The organism is Rhodopila globiformis (assembly GCF_002937115.1).
GTDB classification, from domain to species: Bacteria; Pseudomonadota; Alphaproteobacteria; order Acetobacterales; family Acetobacteraceae; genus Rhodopila; species Rhodopila globiformis.
This window is the reverse complement of record NZ_NHRY01000057.1, coordinates 19,163-35,708: the sequence shown is the minus strand read 5'-3', so window position 1 is coordinate 35,708 and position 16,546 is coordinate 19,163. Positions and strand designations below refer to the sequence as shown.

Genomic DNA, 16,546 nt, shown 5'->3' with positions numbered 1-16,546 from the left:
CTGAACCGGCCACTTTAGTGGCCAACTGAACCCGGGACCGCGTTAGCGGTCCCGCTTGCCGCTTTGAGCGGCTCACACTCAACGGGCCGCGTCAGCGACCCGCCCGGCCGCTTTGAGCGGCCAACACTATAAAGCCCCCGGCTCTGCCGGGGGATATTTACCTGTGTGAAAATCGCATATTTGCACTGTTTGCCGGGAATGCGAGGAGGATGCTGGGCGACGTGCAAACCGCTGGTGACCGCCGGCGAATCGGCCCGAAACCCGTGGTTTATGGCATGATTCGAAATAATCATGAAATAGTAATTAAATATCATTCCGGCGGGTGGCCTGCTGGATGCCCACATCTCGGAAGCAACTGCACATTGTGACGCGTGCCTGATGGCCAGGGACGTTCCGGCATTGCGACGGCCCGGGCAGGCTCGGCTGCCTGTCATGGCCTTGATCGCGGCAGGCGGCGGATGGCGGGCCATGAACTTGGCGTCTTGGCGTCTCGGCGTTTCATCGGTGCCATCCATCGCACGAACCACCCGCCAGGCGCACCCGTCACCGCCCGGTGCGGTTGCGCCGTTCCTGTTCAACGCCAAGACGCCAAGACGCCAAGATACCGGGGCACAAGTCGCCGCCCGGCGCTGCGCCATACGCGCTACAGCAGACCGCAGGTCGGTTGGGACAGGGCGACGGCGCACCCGCATCGTCATAGCCCGGCTCGTCCCTACGGGATGCACAGATTTCTGAAACGAGTCGGAAATGACCGTAAAATCAAGTGCTTGCCTGGGCTCCGAGAGCGTTCCCCCATCGTCATGGCCCGGCTTGTCCGGGCCATGACGATGTGGACAGGCCACCTGTGCGTCCCAACCGACCTGCGGTCTGCTGTAATTTTGGCGGCCAGGGGCACGGCCGTTGCTACCCCGTCATGGTGGGCGAAGGCCCACCATCCATGCCTTTTGCCGATACCAGCACCGTAAGGCGTGGATGGCGGCCCGGAGCCTGTGCCCGGGCTTGTCCCGGGTAGCCGCCATGACGACGCGATAGTGCGTCGCGTCCCGTCCGCCTGAGTTGGCGCCTATGCGGCGCGGCGCCCCCTCCGGCGGTCCCTTCCAGCACCCCTTCCGGCGGCTCCTTCCGGTGGCCGCCAGGGTGGCGCGATGCGGCCGCCGCGGGTAGAGAACGATTTCCACTGCAAAAGGGATGACCGCCATGGCCGCAACGTTGCTCTCCTCTCCGCCCCGGGTTCCGCAGGGCGGAGCAGCCCGCCTGTCATCCCGCACCGCGCGCGGCCTGGCCGTTCTGGCGGGCAGCCTTGTTCTCGCCGCCTCGGCGCAGATCGCGGTGCCGGGCTTCCCGGTGCCGACCACCATGCAGTCGCTGGCGGTGCTGGCCGTCGGCATGGCGCTGGGCTCGCGCCTCGGCGCCGCTTCGGTGCTGCTCTATCTGGCCGAGGGCGCGTCGGGCCTGCCCATGTTCGCCAATTTCACCGGTTCGCTGGCCCACCTTGCCGGGCCCACCGGAGGCTACCTGATCAGCTTCGTTCCGGCCGCCTGGCTGGCCGGCCGGTTGGCCGAGTCGGGCTGGCGGCGGGGACTCGTGCGGCCGTTCCTGGTCTATGGACTCGGCCACGTCCTGATCCTGGCGATGGGCGCCGCCTGGCTGGCCTTCTTCGTCGGCGCGCCGCAAGCGCTGGCCCTGGGCGTGATGCCGTTCGTCCTCGGCTCGGTGGTCAAGTCCCTGCTCGGCGCCGCCGCCGGCCAGGCGGTCGCGCCCTTTATCCGGGGCTGAGCCTGCCGCCCCCCTGGACGCAGGGAAGGGCGGCGCCGCAACACCGCCGCCCCATCGACGAGAGGGCAACGGCCCAAACTCGCCGCGCAGACCGCTGTTTGAATCCGCCGGGCAGGGCGCTACTTGGTCAGCACGCCGCCCAGCGCCCCTGCGCCGGCGCCGATGGCGGCCCCGGTGGCGGGCTTCCCACCCGTCAGCGCCCCTACGCCGGCCCCCACGCCCGCGCCCAGGGCGCCGCCGGTCACCGCCCGGGTGCCATAGGTCTCGCCACAGCCAGCCAGACCCAGGCCGATCGCCAGAAGAATGACAAATGATGCTATTCGCATACGGTCCTCCCTTTTGATCCTGCTGATCCTCGTGGCTGAACTGTCCTGAAACGCGACGGAAATCCGGCGTTTTCGCGGCACCCGATCAAGCGTTTGTCAACAAGTGCTTGTGAATGCCACACGTGAACGCTAAGCCCACCGCCTTCCGGCTATTCCCCCGTCATCACCACAAAGGCTGTTCTGATGTTCGCTCGCATGCTCGGCTTTATGTCAGCCGACATGGCCATTGATCTTGGCACCGCCAACACGCTGGTTTACGTCAAGGGCCGTGGCATCGTCCTGGCGGAGCCCAGCGTCGTCGCCATCGCCGACGTCCGCGGCAAGAAGCAGGTCGTCGCCGTCGGCGAGGAGGCCAAGATGATGCTTGGCCGCACGCCCGGCTACATCACGGCCAGCCGCCCCTTGCGCGACGGCGTCATCGCCGACTTCGAAGTCGCCGAGGAGATGATCAAGCACTTCATCCGCAAGGTGCACAACCGCCGCCGCTTCGCGTCTCCCCACATCATCATCTGCGTCCCGTCCGGTTCCACCGCCGTGGAGCGCCGCGCCATCCAGGAGAGCGCCGAAAGCGCCGGCGCCCGCCGGGTCCAGCTGATCGAGGAACCGATGGCCGCCGCCATCGGCGCCGGGCTGCCGGTGACCGAGCCGTCCGGCTCCATGGTCGTCGACATCGGCGGCGGCACCACCGAGGTGGCGGTGATCTCGCTCGGCGGCATCGTCTATTCGCGCAGCGTGCGGGTCGGCGGCGACAAGATGGACGAGGCCATCATCAGCTACATCCGCCGCAACCATAACCTGCTGATCGGCGAGTCGTCGTCCGAGCGCATCAAGATGGACATCGGCGCCGCCGCCTGGATCGACACCGGCGACGACGGCCCGTACCGGGAAGTCCGCGGCCGCGACATGATGAACGGCGTGCCGAAGGAAGTGCTGGTCAGCCAGCGCCAGGTCGCCGAAAGCCTGTCCGAGCCGGTTTCGGCCATCGTCGAGGCGGTGAAGGTCGCGCTGGAGAACACCCCGCCCGAACTGGCTGCCGACATCGTCGACAAGGGCATCGTCATGACCGGCGGCGGCGCGCTGCTCTACCGGCTGGACCAGGTGCTGCGCGAGGCCACCGGCCTGGCCGTGGTTATTGCTGAAAATCCATTGCAATGTGTGGCATTGGGCACCGGACGTGCGCTAGAAGAAAGGAAGCGCCTGAGCAACGTGCTGACCAGCATGTATTGAACCCCCTGTCCCGGCCGTGGAACCCGAGCGCGTTTCCCGGCCGCGATACCCGGTCGGCCTATGCGCAATGGTGCCGTTGAAGCGCTCCTGTGGCTGAAGGTGCCCATGATCCGCCTCTCGATCCAGGCTCGCCAGGCTCTGGCGCGGCTGACCTTGCCGGTTCTCATTATCGCTTCGTTCGGTCTGATGCTGCTCGGCAAGGCCGACGCCGTGTTGGCCGAGCGGGCGCGAATCGCCCTGGCTGACAGCCTGGCGCCGATCTACGCCGTGCTGGCCGGTCCGCTCGGACGCCTGCACGGCGCCGCCACCGAGGCGGTCAACCTCTGGGACATGCGCGAGGAAAACGCCCGCCTGCGCGCGGAGAACGAAAAGCTGCGCCGCTGGCAGTCCGTTGCCCTGGCGCTGGACGCGGAAAACCAGCGGCTGAAGGCCAGCCTGCGCTGGATTCCCGATCCCCAGGGCTCGTTCGTCACTGCCCGGGTGGTGGCCGACGCCGGCGGTGTCTATGCCAAGGCGGTGCTGCTGTCGGTCGGCCCGAACCACAACATCCGCAAGGGCGAAATCGCGGTGGACGAGCGTGGCCTGGTTGGCCGCGTCACCGAAGTCGGCACCCGCACCGCGCGCGTGCTGCTGCTGACCGACCTGAACAGCCGCATCCCGGTGACGCTGGAAACCTCCCGCGCCCATGCCATTCTGATCGGCACCAACAACCCCCGCCCGCGGCTGGTGTACTGGCCGGAGGGCGTGATGCCGCAGGAAGGCGAGCGGGTCGTCACCAGCGCCGAGGCCAACGCCTTCCCCGCCAACCTGCCGGTCGGCACGGTGCACTACACCAGCAACGGCACGCCGGAGGTCGAACCGGCGGCGCGGCTGCAGAAGCTGGAGATCGTGCGCATCTTCGACTTCGGCCTGAACGGCGTCACGCCGCCCGAGCCTGCCGCGAATCCGACCCCTGGCCATCGCTGAGATGGCCTTCATCGACCGCCGCCCCGGCATCCGGCCCCGGCCCAGTCTCGGCCGGCGGCTGGACATCGCGGCGCGGGCCAGCTTCCCGGCCTGCATCACCATCCTGCTGATGCTGCTGACCGAGGCGCCGCTGGGCCTGGCGGACCAGCCGACACTGCTGCCGGCGGTGACGCTGGGGGCGGTCTGGTTCTGGTCGCTGTACCGGCCGGCCAGCTTCCCGCCGCCGGTGGTGTTCGTCGTCGGCCTGCTGCTCGACCTGCTGGGCTACCTGCCGCTGGGCGTCGGCGTGTTCACACTGCTGTGCGTGCACGGCGTCGCGGCATCGCTGCGCCGGTGGCGGCTGGCGCCGCGCGGCTTCGCCTGGATCTGGAGCCTGTTCGCCCTGGTCGCCTGCGCCGCCTCGCTGCTGATGTGGCTGCTGATAATGCTGCTGAACTTCCGGCTGCTGTCGCCGGACCCGATGGTCTTCATGGCCATCCTGAGCGTCGCGATCTACCCGGTGCTGGCGGTGCCGTTCGCCGCGGCGCTGCGCTCGGTGGCCAATCCGGAGCGGGCCTGATGCGGCGCGAGCGGCAACGCAGCGGCATCTTCACCCGCCGCGCCCTGCTGCTGATGGGCGGGCAGGTGGCGGTGCTGGGAACCCTGGCGACCCGGCTGTACCAGGTGCAGGTGGAGGACGGCGCGCGCTACACCACCCTGGCCGAGGAGAACCGCATCAGCGCCCGGATGATCGCGCCGCCGCGCGGGCGCATCCTGGACCGGTTCGGCATCGTCGTCGCCGGCAACAGCACCAACTGGCGCGCCGTGCTGATCGCCGAGCAGGCCAACAACGTCCAGGCGACACTGGACGCGTTCTCGGCGCTGCTGCCGCTGAGCGAGTACGAACGCACCCGCATCGACCGCGAGCTGCATCACCGCCGCCGCTTCATTCCCGTCACGGTCCGCGAGTTCCTGACCTGGGACGAGATGGCGAAGATCGAGGTGAACGCGCCCGACCTGCCGGGCATCGTCGTCGATGCCGGCACCACCCGGCAGTACCCGTTCAGTGACAAGTTGGCCCATGTCGTCGGCTACGTCGCCCCGCCGAACGAGGCCGACGTGGCAGACGACCCGATGCTCGGCCTGCCGGGGCTGCGGCTCGGCCGGGCCGGGATGGAGAAATACCATGATCTCGCGCTGCGCGGCCGGGCCGGGTCGGTGCAGTTGGAAGTCAACGCCGTCGGCCGGGTGATCCGCGAGCTGGACCGCCAGGACGGCGTGCCCGGCGAGGAAGTCGGGCTGACCATCGACGCCGGCCTGCAGCAGGCGGTGCTGCAACGGCTCGGCGACGAAAGCGCCAGCGCCGTGGTGATGGACTGCCGCAACGGCGAGGTGCTGGCGATGGCGACCAACCCGTCGTTCGATCCGTCGCTGTTCAACTCCGGCGTGTCGCAGGCGCAATGGCTGGAATGGACCAAGGACCGCCGCACGCCGCTGATCAACAAGGCGACGTCCGGGCTGTATGCCCCGGGCTCGACCTTCAAGATGGCGGTGGCGCTGGCCGGCCTCGAGTCGGGCGCCATCTCCCCGAGCGACCGCATCAACTGCCCCGGCTACCTGGACCTGGGCGACACGCGCTTCCACTGCTGGCGCAAGGGCGGGCACGGCCTGCTCGACCTGCACGGCGGTATCAAGAACAGTTGCGACGTGTATTTCTATGAGGTTGCGCGGCGCACCGGCATCGACCGTATCGCCGCCATGGCCAACCGGTTCGGGCTGGGGGTGGAGCTGGACCTCGACCTGCCGGGCCAGCGCGCCGGGCTGATCCCGACGCGGGAGTGGCGGGAGAGCAAAGGCCATGCCTGGAACATCGGCGACACCATCGTCAGCGGCATCGGCCAGGGCTACATCCAGGTGACGCCGTTGCAGCTTGCGACCTATGTCTCGCGCATCGCCAGCGGACGCATCGTGCAGCCGCACCTGACCCGCAAGCTGTCGGGCATCCTGCAGCCGGGCGCGGAAGCCGATGACTGGCCGATCCTGGGCCTGCCGGAGAAGCTGCTGCACGACGTGCGCGTGGGCATGTGGGCGGTGGTCAACGAGCCCGGCGGCACCGCGCCGCAGGCCCGCCTGGCCGACCCGAACGTGCAACTGGCGGGCAAGACCGGCTCGGCCCAGGTGCGCCGCGTGTCGCGCGAACTGCGCGAGAGCGGTCATTTCGACAGCGAGAAGCTGCCCTGGGAATATCGCCCGCACGCGCTGTTCGTCGCCTATGCGCCCTATGACGCGCCGCGCTATGCCGTGGCGGTGGTGATCGAGCACGGCAACGCCGGCGCCGCCGCGGCGGCGCCGGTGGCGCGCGACGTCATGACGGAGACGCTGCGGCGCGACCCGTCCAACCGGACCGAGCCGCCGTCGGCGCCACAGATCGCGGAGACGCACACGTAATGGATCGTCGCCTGTGGCGGGAGCCGTCGTTCGACCTGATGGGCAAGATCCTGCAGATCAACTGGATCTATGTCCTGCTGCTGTGCTGCCTGGCCGGCGTCGGCTACACCGCGCTGTACAGCGCCGGCGGCGGCTCGGCCGAGCCGTATGCGACCCGCCACGCGCTGCGCTTCGCCTTCGGGCTGGTGATCGCGCTGGCGATCGGCCTGGTCGACATCCGCATTATCGCCAAGCTTGCGTGGCCGGCCTGGTTCGGCTGCGTCGTCCTGCTGGGGCTGGTGCTGCGCATGGGCCATGTCGGCAAGGGGGCGCAGCGCTGGCTCGATCTGGGCGGGCTGCAGCTACAGCCGTCCGAGATGATGAAGCTGGCGCTGATCCTGGCGCTGGCCTCGTGGTTCCATCGCGCTTCCTGGGAGCGGATGGGCAATCCGCTGTTCCTGATTCCGCCGGCGCTCGCCACGCTGGTTCCCGTCGGCCTGATCCTGAAGGAACCGAATCTCGGCACCGCGACGATCACCGCCATGATCGGTGGCGCGATCTTCTTCGCCGCCGGGGTGCGGTGGTGGAAATTCGCCCTGGTGCTGCTGCCGATCCCGCTGCTGGCGCCGATCGCGTACAGCCATCTGCACGACTATCAACGCGCCCGTATCGACACCTTCCTGCATCCGGAAAGCGATCCGCTGGGGGCGGGCTACAACATCATCCAGTCGAAGATCGCGCTCGGCTCGGGCGGGATGTGGGGGCAGGGATTCCTGCAAGGCACCCAGGCTCACCTGGACTTCCTGCCTGAGAAGCAGACCGACTTCATTTTCACCATCATTGGCGAGGAATTCGGCTTCGTCGGCGCGCTCGCGGTGATTGGCCTGCTGGCGCTGATCGTCCTGGGCGGCATGCTGATTGCGTTGCGATGCCGGAATCAGTTTGGCAGGCTGGTGGCGCTGGGCATCGCCTGCAACTTCTTCTTTTATGTCTTCGTCAACATCGCCATGGTGATGGGCGTGATTCCGGTCGGCGGCGTGCCGCTGCCGCTGGTTTCGCACGGCGGCTCGGCGATGCTGACAGTGATGGTCGGCTTCGGGATTCTCATGTCGGTCCACGTGCATCGCGACGTGGAGTTCGGGGACACGCGGGACGACCGCTAGATGCGTCCGCGCATGACGCCTGGGCTGCGACGCGCGTATCACAGGACGGAATACACGGTCTCCGGCATCACACTTCGTATCGGTCGCCGATCGGCTGGGATGGATCGGCTGCTTCGATCGTGGAACCGGCGGGAGGCCGCCTTCATTACGGCTTATAATCCTTACTCCCGCCCGATGCCGCCGGGCTGGAACCGGCGGATGCAGCAGCGGCTTTTGCTGGCGGCACGCCGCTGGCCGGTGCTGCCCGCCAGCGGGCAGTGGCGGCGCTGGCGTGAAGCCCATCTGGTGATCCTGGCGCCGCGTCCCTGCGCGACGGTCCTGGCACGGCGATTTCGTCAGCACGGCATCGTGATGCTTCGGCGCGGGCAACCAGCGTTGCTGGTTTTCACTTAGTTAATTGGTTTGGCGTGATCAGATCGCCAGATTAATCTCCTTTTCTAAACAATTTCATTGACATGCGCGACATGTTGATGTCAACGTGGGTTTACTGTTGCGGCGAGGATTTGCCAGAACCAGACAATGGTTTTCAGTTGGAGGCCGCGTGAAAGCAGTCGATTCGGATGTCACGGACCAAATTCAGCCCGCGCGGCGTTCCAGTCAGGCTGTTGCCGGCCAGCTATCGGTTGCAATCTATTTTCATGACTTTTCTCCTGGCGGCGTGGAACGCCAGTGCCTGGTCCTGGCGCGGGAACTGATCGAACGCGGCATCGACGTCACCATCGTCGTACACCAGGCGCGCGGGGAACTCATACCGCTGCTGCCACAAGGGGTTCCGGTCGTGAACCTGGATGGCAGGCGCACGCTGCAGGACGTCCTGCGGCTGCGGCGCTACCTGCTGGACAGGCGGCCTGGCGTGTTCATGGCCAACGTCGACCACAACAACATTGCAGCATCGATGGCGCATGCCCTGGCCGGCAGCGCGACCAGGCTGGTGATCTGCCAGCACAACCCGCTGTCTTCCGGCTACCACGCGACGGTGAACTGGAAGCACCGGGTCGTGCCGTGGTTCTACGCCGCGCTCTCGCGCTACATCGACCATGCGGTGGCGGTGTCCGAGGGCATTGCCGACGAACTCGTCAACCAGGCCAGGCTGCCGGCGACGAAGGTCAGCACGATCTGCAACGCCGTCATTGGCGACGATTTCGCCGCCCTGGCGGATGAGCCGGTGCAGCATCCCTGGCTGGCGGGCAGGGATCGTCCGGTGTTCGTCACCGCCGGCCGGTTGGTGGAAATGAAGGACCAGCGCACCATGCTGCGGGCCTTCGCGCTGCATCTGCAGGCGCACCCGGCTCGCCTGATCATCCTGGGCACGGGTCCGATGCTCGATGAACTGCAGGCGCTGACGGCATCGCTGGGCATTGCGGAGCACGTCGATTTCGCCGGCTTCGTGCGGAATCCGCTGCCGTACATGCGGGCGGCGGATGCGTTCGTGCTCTCCTCGCGGTCCGAAGGCTTCGGCAACGTCCTGGTCGAGGCCATGGGATGTGGCACGCCTGTCATATCGACCGATTGTCCCTATGGGCCGAGTGATATCCTGGGGCAGGGACGCTACGGCATCCTGGTGCCGATGCAGGATCCGGAAGCCCTGGCGCCGGCATTCAGCCGGATCTTTCAGGAGGCCGATCGCTGGCCGAAGGAGGCATTGCGCGCGCGCGCCGCGGCCTTCAGCTATCAGGCCTGTGCCGATGCCTACTGGCGGCTGTTCCAGAGCCTGGCGCAAAGCCCCGTGGAGCGCCACCGGCCTGACACGACCGCGCCGCGGCCTCGGGTTGATGAAGTCGCCTCCGGAACGGTCGAGTGACGGCGCCGCCACGAAAGCCGGGTGGTATCATTCAGACTGTTATTTGCCGTGCTACCGCGCCGTTCGGGGGAACGGCCTTCAGCCCCACCGCCGCACGCCGGCCTGGCGTGCCAGGTGGGCGACCCGCCAGACCCAGGCGATTTGCGGCAGCATGGTCGCCAGCGGCACCAGCGGCTTGACGTTCGTCGGCACCGCGATGAACACCAGGCAGCACAGGCCGCCGAACACGGCAAAACCCCAGTGCACCAGGGTCACCGCGGTGGCCGGCAGGCCGGAGCGCTGCGCGACCTGATACAGGTGCCCGCGATGCGGCTGGGTAATCGACTCGCCGGCCAGCAGGCGGCGGACCAGGGTGAAGCCGACGTCGAACAGCACGCCCGACAGCAGCATCGGCACCAGCAGGAACGACAGTTCCACCCCGTCGAAGCGGCTGGCGGCCACTGCCAGCACTGCCAGCATGAAGCCGCAGAACTGGCTGCCGACGTCGCCCATGAAGATGCGCGCCTTGGGGAAGTTGAACGGCAGGAAGCCGGCCAGCCCCGCCGCCAGCAGCCCGGCGGCGGCATAGGCGAACCAGCCGCCGTGCTGCTCGGCGATGACCACGATGAACAGGCAGGCGATCAGCGCCACGCCGCTGGCCAGTCCGTTCAGGCCGTCGATGAAGTTCATCGCGTTGGTGGCGAACAGGATCCACAGCAAGGTCAGCGCCAGTCCCGGCCAGGGCTCGGGCAGCAGGCCGATATAGGTCGGGAAGTGGAAGTCGGCCACGTAGAGCCCGCTGCCGACGGCGACCAGCGCCGCCAGCAACTGCGTGCCGAGCTTGACGGTGAACGGCCAGTCGAACAGGTCATCGAGGAAGGCGACCACGGCGATGGCCACGGACGCCTCGATCACGCCGCGGAAGTAGGGATCCGCCAGCCGCGCGAACTCCGCGAAGCGATACAGCACGGCGATGCCGACGAGGAAGCTGACGACGATGCCGACGCCGCCACCTTTCGGAGTCGGATGAACGTGCGCCTTGCGCGCCTCCGGCGTGTCCATCACCCGCACGGCGATCATCAGGCGGACGATCCCGGCTGACAGCAGCATCAGCAGGGCGGCGAAGCCCAGGTGGCGGGCCAGGGCGAGGGTGGAGAGAAGCATGCAGCGATCCGGCGCAGTGGCAGGCTGACCGTCCTATCGGCTTCGGGCTGTTTCGGCCATCCGCGGACAGCGGTTGGCTCTATGCCAGCCTGAGCGTCACGGCCGGCAGTGGCGGAAATTCAACAGTCACAATCGCCGGCCCGGTCAGCCACACCGGCGGCGTCACGCTGCCCAGCATCACCACCTGACCCGCCTTCAGCCCGCCGAACGCCGCCGCGACGGACGATCCCGCCAGCCAGGCCAAGCCGTTCAGCGGATGCCCGAGCAGGTCGGTCGTTATCCCCTGGTCGCCGCTGCCGTCGTCCAGGCTGATCCGGCCGCCCAGCGCGGCGATGTCCAGCCGCCGCCAGTCAACCTCGCCCTGGTCCCCGACGACCGCGGCGGCATGGTACATCTGGTCCGCCACCAGCGTCGGCATCCCGACCTGCGCGAGATCGCCGTAGCGGTTCTCGACGATCTCGATGGCGGCGACGAAGTCCCCCACCGCGGCCAACGCCTGGTCCAGGGAGCAGGGGCCCGGCGGCAGGTCCGTGGCCAGGCGCACCGCGACCTCGCATTCGGCGCCGGGCCGCACGAAGTCGGCGAACCGCAGGTCCGCCCGTCCCTGGTGGACATCCGCCGCGCGCATGAACCCCGCAATCGGCTCGTTGACGCCCAGGTAGGCCTGCATCCGGCTGCCGGTGGCGCCGATCTTGAAGCCGCAGGGTGGGATGGCGCCGGCGAGGCGGGCCAGGGCCAACTGCACCGCCGCGCCTTCCGCCTCGGTACGCGGCGCGATGCCGGCGGGCAGTCCGGAGACGATGGCCCGCTCCTGCCGGATGCGGCGCAGCGCGGCGGCGGCGGGGGCGGGATCGAACGCCATCAGCGCCGCGTCAGCTCATACAGCGCGACCGAGGCGGCGGCGGAGACGTTCAGGCTTTCCACCGCGCCCTTGATCGTCAGCCCGGCGACCTCGTCGCAGGTTTCCCGGGTCAGGCGCCGCAGTCCCTCGCCCTCGGCCCCCAGCACCAGCGCCACCCGCCGATCGGCGAAGGCGGGGCCGGAGAGGGGCGGGCCGGCGGCGTCTAGGCCGATGCACCAGACATTCGCCGCCTTCAGCGCGATCAGGGTGCGCGCGATGTTGACCGCACGCAGCAGCGGCAGGGTCTCCAGCGCGCCCGAGGCGGCCTTGGCCAGGGCGCCGGTCTCCTCTGGCGCGTTGCGGTCCTGGGTGATGACGGCCGCGGCGCCGAAGGCCGCGGCCGAGCGCATGATGGCGCCGACGTTGCGCGGATCGGTCACCTGGTCGAGCACCACGATCACGCCCGGCTTTTCCAGCGCCGCGTGCAGGCTGGGCGGCGCCAGCACATCGGCCAGCAGCGCGGCGCCCTGGTGCACCACGTCGCGTCCCAGCAACTGGTCGAGCCGGGCGCGCTCCACCCGCTCGGGCGCGATCGCCCAGGGCGGCGGCAACTGCTTGCCGATGGCTGCCTCGGCTTCCTCGGTCAGCAGCAGGCGGCGGAGGCGGCGGGCCGGGTTGGCGAGGGCGGCGGCGACGGCGTGGTGGCCATACAGCCAGACGGCGCCTTTTGGCGCCTCGGCCTGACGGGGGCCGCCCTGCTCGCGCGGCTGGAACGGGCGGCTGCCGCGCTCGTCGCGGTGCGGCTTGAAGCCGCCGTCACGCGGGGGGCTGCCATGGGGGGCGCCCTGGGAACCGGCATGGGAACCGCCATGGGAACCGCCATGGGAACCGCCGTGGGGGGCGCTGCCATGGGGGCGCGGCTTCTGGTGCGCATGCTGCCCGAAGTTGCCAGGCCCATTGCCGCGGGGACCGCCGCCCTGGCCGTGGCCCGGTCCGCCGGATGGACGTGACGACGGTCCACCGGGGCCGCGATAGGGGCCTCGGTCGGACGGCGGATGGGACGAGCCGCCGGGGCGGTTGCCATGGGGAGGTTTCATGCGCGTCTTCTATAGCCCGCGCATTCTTTCCTGCACAGGCGGGTGTCGTGGCCGGTGTCCTGGCGGGCGGCGTGGCCTGCGTCGGGAAAGGCCGATGTGTGGACAGTGATGTGTGGACAGTGATGTGTGGACAGTGACGAACGCGCCTGCGGTGCCCGGTGTTGGCGGATGGCGCGTGACCGCCCGGCCGTCGATCGTGCCGGGCGGGCCAGGTCTTCACACGCGCGTTAGCAGGAAAACCCGCCAGCAGATCGCGAGCTATAGCCGGACACTGTCAATCCGGGAGCATTCATGTCAACGTCTCCGATTTTCACGCTGGCGCTCGTTACTTTTGGGCTTGTGCTTGGATTTCTGGGCTGGAACTGGCTTTCGGTCAAGAAGAACCAGGAGACCGGCGGCAACACGTCCGGCGTCGGCGGGCCGAACGACCCGTTGGCGTAAGGATTTGCCGCCGCCCGGGTGGCGGCCGCTCGGCATGCGAGCATACGTGGTGGCCGTCGTCCGGCTTGCTGTCGAGGCCGTGCCGCGTGGGTATCGGCGGCAGGGTGTCGTTGCCGGCAGGGGTTTTGCGCCGGCCTGATGGCGCACGGGCTGCAAACCGGCGCGGCACGATACCGGGGAGTCATTGTCGGCTGGGAGGTATCACTTCAGTTCATTATGTTATGAAACTGGCCAGTGCCTCGTCTCTTCCTGGTACGGTCGCGATTTGGTCTGGTGCCCTCCCGGCTCCGGCAGCCGTGGTTGGGCGGTGCACCGGCACCGCCGGTTTTTGTTGCGGCGCCGCATTTTGTAAAACGCAGAGATCGCAGAGTATGGCGCAGAGCGCGCAGAGAAGGGATTCGCATGGCCTGCGGCCGCGATGGCCGTGCGTTGATCATCGTGACTTGTCTTTTGCGGCCAGGATAATGAGGCAGATCTATATTACGGAGAAAGACTGATAGCTTGTTTAACTGAATTCCTCTTTCGAAGGCGGCTGGTGATTGGGGCGCCGACGCCGTGGAGCGGCTATGCCGGCGGTCCGATTGACCGTGCGCAACCGCTGGCGCGCGTGCGGCCGGCACGTCCGCAAATGTAACCACGGGGTTAGCCGGCCGGCGCGCCGGCGTCGCAATGACCGAAAATCGGCGAGAGGCCATTACCTCTCCGTCATGGCCAGAACACGCCAAGTCACGACGAAAAAAAACGAAACGCGGTAGGCATCGCCGCCTGGCCGGACCTCGGAACCGGCCTGCCAAACCAGCAGCAACCGCACCCGTCCGTGCGTCGTCCCCCTGATCCCCTGTGGCCCCCCCCAGCCCTCAGTCCATCTCTGTGCGAACAAAAATACGCCATCAACCACGCTGTCCTCGCCAGCAAGGTACTACCACCCCGGACCGCAGCCGTGCCGGCCCAGGAAACCCCCGACTCAAGACGCCCGGGGCAATCACGTCATCGCACGTGCCACGGCTTCAGCGCGTATGGGGCGCCCGCACCGTCCCGTCGTCCTGCAGATACTCCGGGCCAATCGGCACCTTGCCTCGCCCTCCCGGGATATCCAGCACATAGGTCGGCCACGCCAGGCCCGTCACCCGGCCGCGCAACGACTCCAGCAACGCCCGCCCTTCCTGGATCGGCACATGGAACCGCGCGGTTCCGGGCGCGGCATCGAGTTGATGCAAGTAATAGGGCTTCACCCGGTTGGCGATCATCGCCCGGAACAACGCCTCCAGCGCCTCCGCCGTGTCATTAACGCCGCGCAACAGCACCGACTGGCCCAGCACCGGGACCCCCAGCGCCCGCACCCGGCGCAAGGCCGCGCTCGCCGCCTTGGTGAACTCCCGCGCGTGGTTCGCGTGCACCACCAGCCAGAGCGACCGGTCGGTCTCCATCGCCGCCGCCAGATCCTCCGTCAGGCGCTCCGGCGCGGCCACCGGCACGCGGGAGTGGATCCGGATGGTCTGGATGTGCGGCATCGCCGACAGCGTTGCGATGATGTCCCCGAGGCGCCGCGGCGACAGCATCAGCGGGTCGCCGCCGGTCAGGATCACCTCGGTGACCGCGGGATGCGCGAGGAACCAGGCATAGGCCGCCTGCAGATCCGCCTCGCTCAGCACGCCGCCATCCGGGCCGACATGCTCGCGGCGGAAGCAGAAGCGGCAATACACCGGGCAGACCAGCAGCGGCTTCAGCAGCGCCCGGTCGGCATACCGGTGTACGACGCCTTTCACCGGCGACAGAGCGTCGTCAGCGATCGGATCGGCGCTTTCGTGCGGCGCGACGACCAGTTCCGCCGGGTCGGGAATGAACTGCCGGCCGATGGGATCGTCTGGCGCGGTGATCAGGGCGCGCATCGCGGGCGAGATGGCGACGGCATAGCGCGCCTCGGTCGCCGCGGCGCCGGACAGGGCGGCGGGCGGCAGCAGCCCGGCCGCCGCCAGCGCCCGCGCGCTGCGCAGCGTCAGGGTGGTCCGCGGAACGCCGCTTTCCCGGGCGGGAACGCCCGGTCCTGCGGCCTCGTCGTCAGCAGCGTGTACTGGTTTCATTCACCCTTCGACCCGGCCGGAGGCGCCGTCTCCCGCACCTGCCTGGCGCGGTCGGTGGCCTCTGCCCTATCCGGCCCCATTGCCGCAACCGTCTTCAGGTAGTGTCTGCCCGCCGATAAAGCCACAAGCGGGGTTGCCGTCCGGCGGGGCAGGGGACGATCCCGGCGTGGCCCGTGCGGGACCGCCGGCCACAGACCGCCGGCCACAGGGACCTGCCGCCCCGGCGATGCCCGAGGCCGCCTTGCGCGCCCGTCGGCAACGGCCTTACCTGCGGCTGAACCGCAGAGGACGCGTCCCAATGACCGAGGAACTGCTCTACGACATTCGCGACGGCATCGGTCACGTCACCTTCAACCGCCCGCAGGCGCGCAACGCCCTGACCTTCCCGATGTACGAGCGTCTCGCGGAGATCGCCGCCGCGCCGGGCGAGGTCCGCGCGCTGATCCTGACGGGCGCCGGCGACAAGGCTTTCGCCGCCGGCACCGACATCAACCAGTTCCGCGCATTCCGCACCGGCGAGGACGCCCTGGCCTACGAGGCGCGCATCGACCGCGTCGTCGGCAGCATCGAGCGCTGCCCGGTGCCCACCATCGCCGCCGTCGCCGGCGCCTGCACCGGCGGCGGGGCCGCGATCGCCGCCGCCTGCGATCTGCGCATCGCCGCCGCCGACGCCCGGTTTGGCTTCCCGATCGCGCGCACCCTGGGCAACTGCCTGTCGATGGCCAACCTCGCCCGGCTGTCGGCGCTGATTGGCCCCGCCCGGGTGATCGAGATGATCTTCACCGCCCGCCTGTTCTCCGCCACCGAGGCGCTGTCCGCCGGCCTGGTCACCGAAGTCCTGGCCGATCGGCCGGCGCTTGAGGGGCGGGCGCTGGAACTGGCGCGGTTGGTGGCTGGCCACGCGCCGCTGACCATGCGGGTGACGAAGGAGGCGCTGCGCCGGATGCGCGACAGCCTGCCGCCGGACGAGGACCTGATCCGCCTCGCCTACACCAGCCAGGATTTCAGGGAGGGCATGGACGCGTTCCTGACCAAGCGCCAGCCGAACTGGACCGGGCGCTGAGGCGTAGCGGCCCAGGACAAGGCGGACCCAGGAAGGCGGGCGCCGAAACCGTCATGTCACCGTCATGGCCGGGCGTGTCCCGGCCATCCACCCCCCACCGTCGCAGCGCAGATGGCCGGGACTGCCGCCCGGCCATGACGATAGGGAGACGACCTTGCTCCGCCCGACGCCCGATTCTGATATGCATAGGGCGTGCCCCGGCCATCCGCCCCCCA

At 68.7% G+C, this 16,546-nt stretch carries 15 protein-coding genes; 10 read left to right on the top strand and 5 right to left on the bottom strand.

Annotated features, from left to right (window positions below):
* Positions 1-1,197: 1,197 nt before the first annotated feature.
* Positions 1,198-1,776: a biotin transporter BioY gene (locus tag CCS01_RS05195; protein WP_104517768.1), complete on the top strand. Its 579-nt coding sequence runs from the start codon at positions 1,198-1,200 to the stop codon at positions 1,774-1,776.
* Between the two features lie 119 nt (positions 1,777-1,895).
* On the opposite strand, the gene CCS01_RS05190 is transcribed toward CCS01_RS05195, so the two are convergent.
* Complete coding sequence (locus CCS01_RS05190; protein ID WP_104517765.1) at positions 1,896-2,102, bottom strand: YMGG-like glycine zipper-containing protein; 207 nt, start codon at positions 2,100-2,102, stop codon at positions 1,896-1,898.
* A gap of 183 nt (positions 2,103-2,285) precedes the next feature.
* Between CCS01_RS05190 and CCS01_RS05185 the strand changes: the two genes are divergently transcribed.
* The 7 genes from CCS01_RS05185 (at position 2,286) to CCS01_RS05155 (ending at position 9,665) form a co-directional block, all read left to right on the top strand.
* Positions 2,286-3,329 carry a rod shape-determining protein gene (locus CCS01_RS05185; protein WP_104517764.1) on the top strand — a complete coding sequence of 348 codons (1,044 nt, stop codon included), beginning with the start codon at positions 2,286-2,288 and terminating at the stop codon, positions 3,327-3,329.
* A gap of 105 nt (positions 3,330-3,434) precedes the next feature.
* Positions 3,435-4,295: a rod shape-determining protein MreC gene (mreC, locus tag CCS01_RS05180; protein WP_104517767.1), complete on the top strand. Its 861-nt coding sequence runs from the start codon at positions 3,435-3,437 to the stop codon at positions 4,293-4,295.
* Between the two features lies 1 nt (position 4,296).
* Positions 4,297-4,854: a hypothetical protein gene (locus tag CCS01_RS05175; protein ID WP_104517763.1), complete on the top strand. Its 558-nt coding sequence runs from the start codon at positions 4,297-4,299 to the stop codon at positions 4,852-4,854.
* A complete protein-coding gene (gene mrdA, locus CCS01_RS05170; protein WP_104517762.1) occupies positions 4,854-6,722 on the top strand; it encodes a penicillin-binding protein 2 in 1,869 nt (622 codons plus the stop codon). The genes CCS01_RS05175 and mrdA overlap by 1 nt, the downstream gene beginning before the upstream one ends.
* On the top strand, positions 6,722-7,864 hold the full coding sequence (gene rodA, locus CCS01_RS05165) for a rod shape-determining protein RodA (protein ID WP_104517761.1): 1,143 nt from the start codon (positions 6,722-6,724) through the stop codon (positions 7,862-7,864). Before mrdA ends, rodA begins: the two co-directional genes overlap by 1 nt.
* Positions 7,865-8,257, top strand: a complete 393-nt coding sequence (locus CCS01_RS05160; protein ID WP_104517760.1) for a DUF3293 domain-containing protein — start codon at positions 7,865-7,867, stop codon at positions 8,255-8,257.
* A 265-nt stretch (positions 8,258-8,522) separates the two neighbouring features.
* A complete protein-coding gene (locus CCS01_RS05155) occupies positions 8,523-9,665 on the top strand; it encodes a glycosyltransferase (protein WP_158258239.1) in 1,143 nt (380 codons plus the stop codon).
* A gap of 78 nt (positions 9,666-9,743) precedes the next feature.
* Here the strand turns inward: CCS01_RS05155 and CCS01_RS05150 are convergent, their stop codons facing one another.
* From CCS01_RS05150 to CCS01_RS05140, 3 genes are all read right to left on the bottom strand, one after another.
* Positions 9,744-10,808 carry a glycosyltransferase family 4 protein gene (locus CCS01_RS05150; RefSeq protein ID WP_104517758.1) on the bottom strand — a complete coding sequence of 355 codons (1,065 nt, stop codon included), beginning with the start codon at positions 10,806-10,808 and terminating at the stop codon, positions 9,744-9,746.
* Positions 10,809-10,887: 79 nt separating this feature from the next.
* Positions 10,888-11,670 (bottom strand): 2-keto-4-pentenoate hydratase, encoded by a 783-nt coding sequence (locus CCS01_RS05145; protein ID WP_104517757.1) that lies wholly within the window; start codon positions 11,668-11,670, stop codon positions 10,888-10,890.
* On the bottom strand, positions 11,670-12,746 hold the full coding sequence (locus CCS01_RS05140) for a TrmH family RNA methyltransferase (RefSeq protein WP_104517756.1): 1,077 nt from the start codon (positions 12,744-12,746) through the stop codon (positions 11,670-11,672). Before CCS01_RS05140 ends, CCS01_RS05145 begins: the two co-directional genes overlap by 1 nt.
* A 291-nt stretch (positions 12,747-13,037) precedes the next feature.
* On the opposite strand from CCS01_RS05140, the gene CCS01_RS33495 reads away from it, so the two are divergent.
* Positions 13,038-13,187, top strand: coding sequence for a hypothetical protein (locus tag CCS01_RS33495; RefSeq protein ID WP_158258238.1), 150 nt, complete (start codon positions 13,038-13,040; stop codon positions 13,185-13,187).
* Positions 13,188-14,194: 1,007 nt separating this feature from the next.
* Here the strand turns inward: CCS01_RS33495 and CCS01_RS05130 are convergent.
* The gene (locus tag CCS01_RS05130; RefSeq protein WP_104517754.1) at positions 14,195-15,268 is read right to left on the bottom strand and encodes a lysine-2,3-aminomutase-like protein; all 1,074 of its coding nucleotides are present in this window, start codon (positions 15,266-15,268) and stop codon (positions 14,195-14,197) included.
* A 298-nt stretch (positions 15,269-15,566) separates the two neighbouring features.
* Here CCS01_RS05130 and CCS01_RS05125 point away from each other — a divergent pair, with 298 nt between their 5' ends.
* On the top strand, positions 15,567-16,331 hold the full coding sequence (locus CCS01_RS05125; RefSeq protein ID WP_104517753.1) for an enoyl-CoA hydratase/isomerase family protein: 765 nt from the start codon (positions 15,567-15,569) through the stop codon (positions 16,329-16,331).
* Positions 16,332-16,546 lie beyond the last annotated feature (215 nt).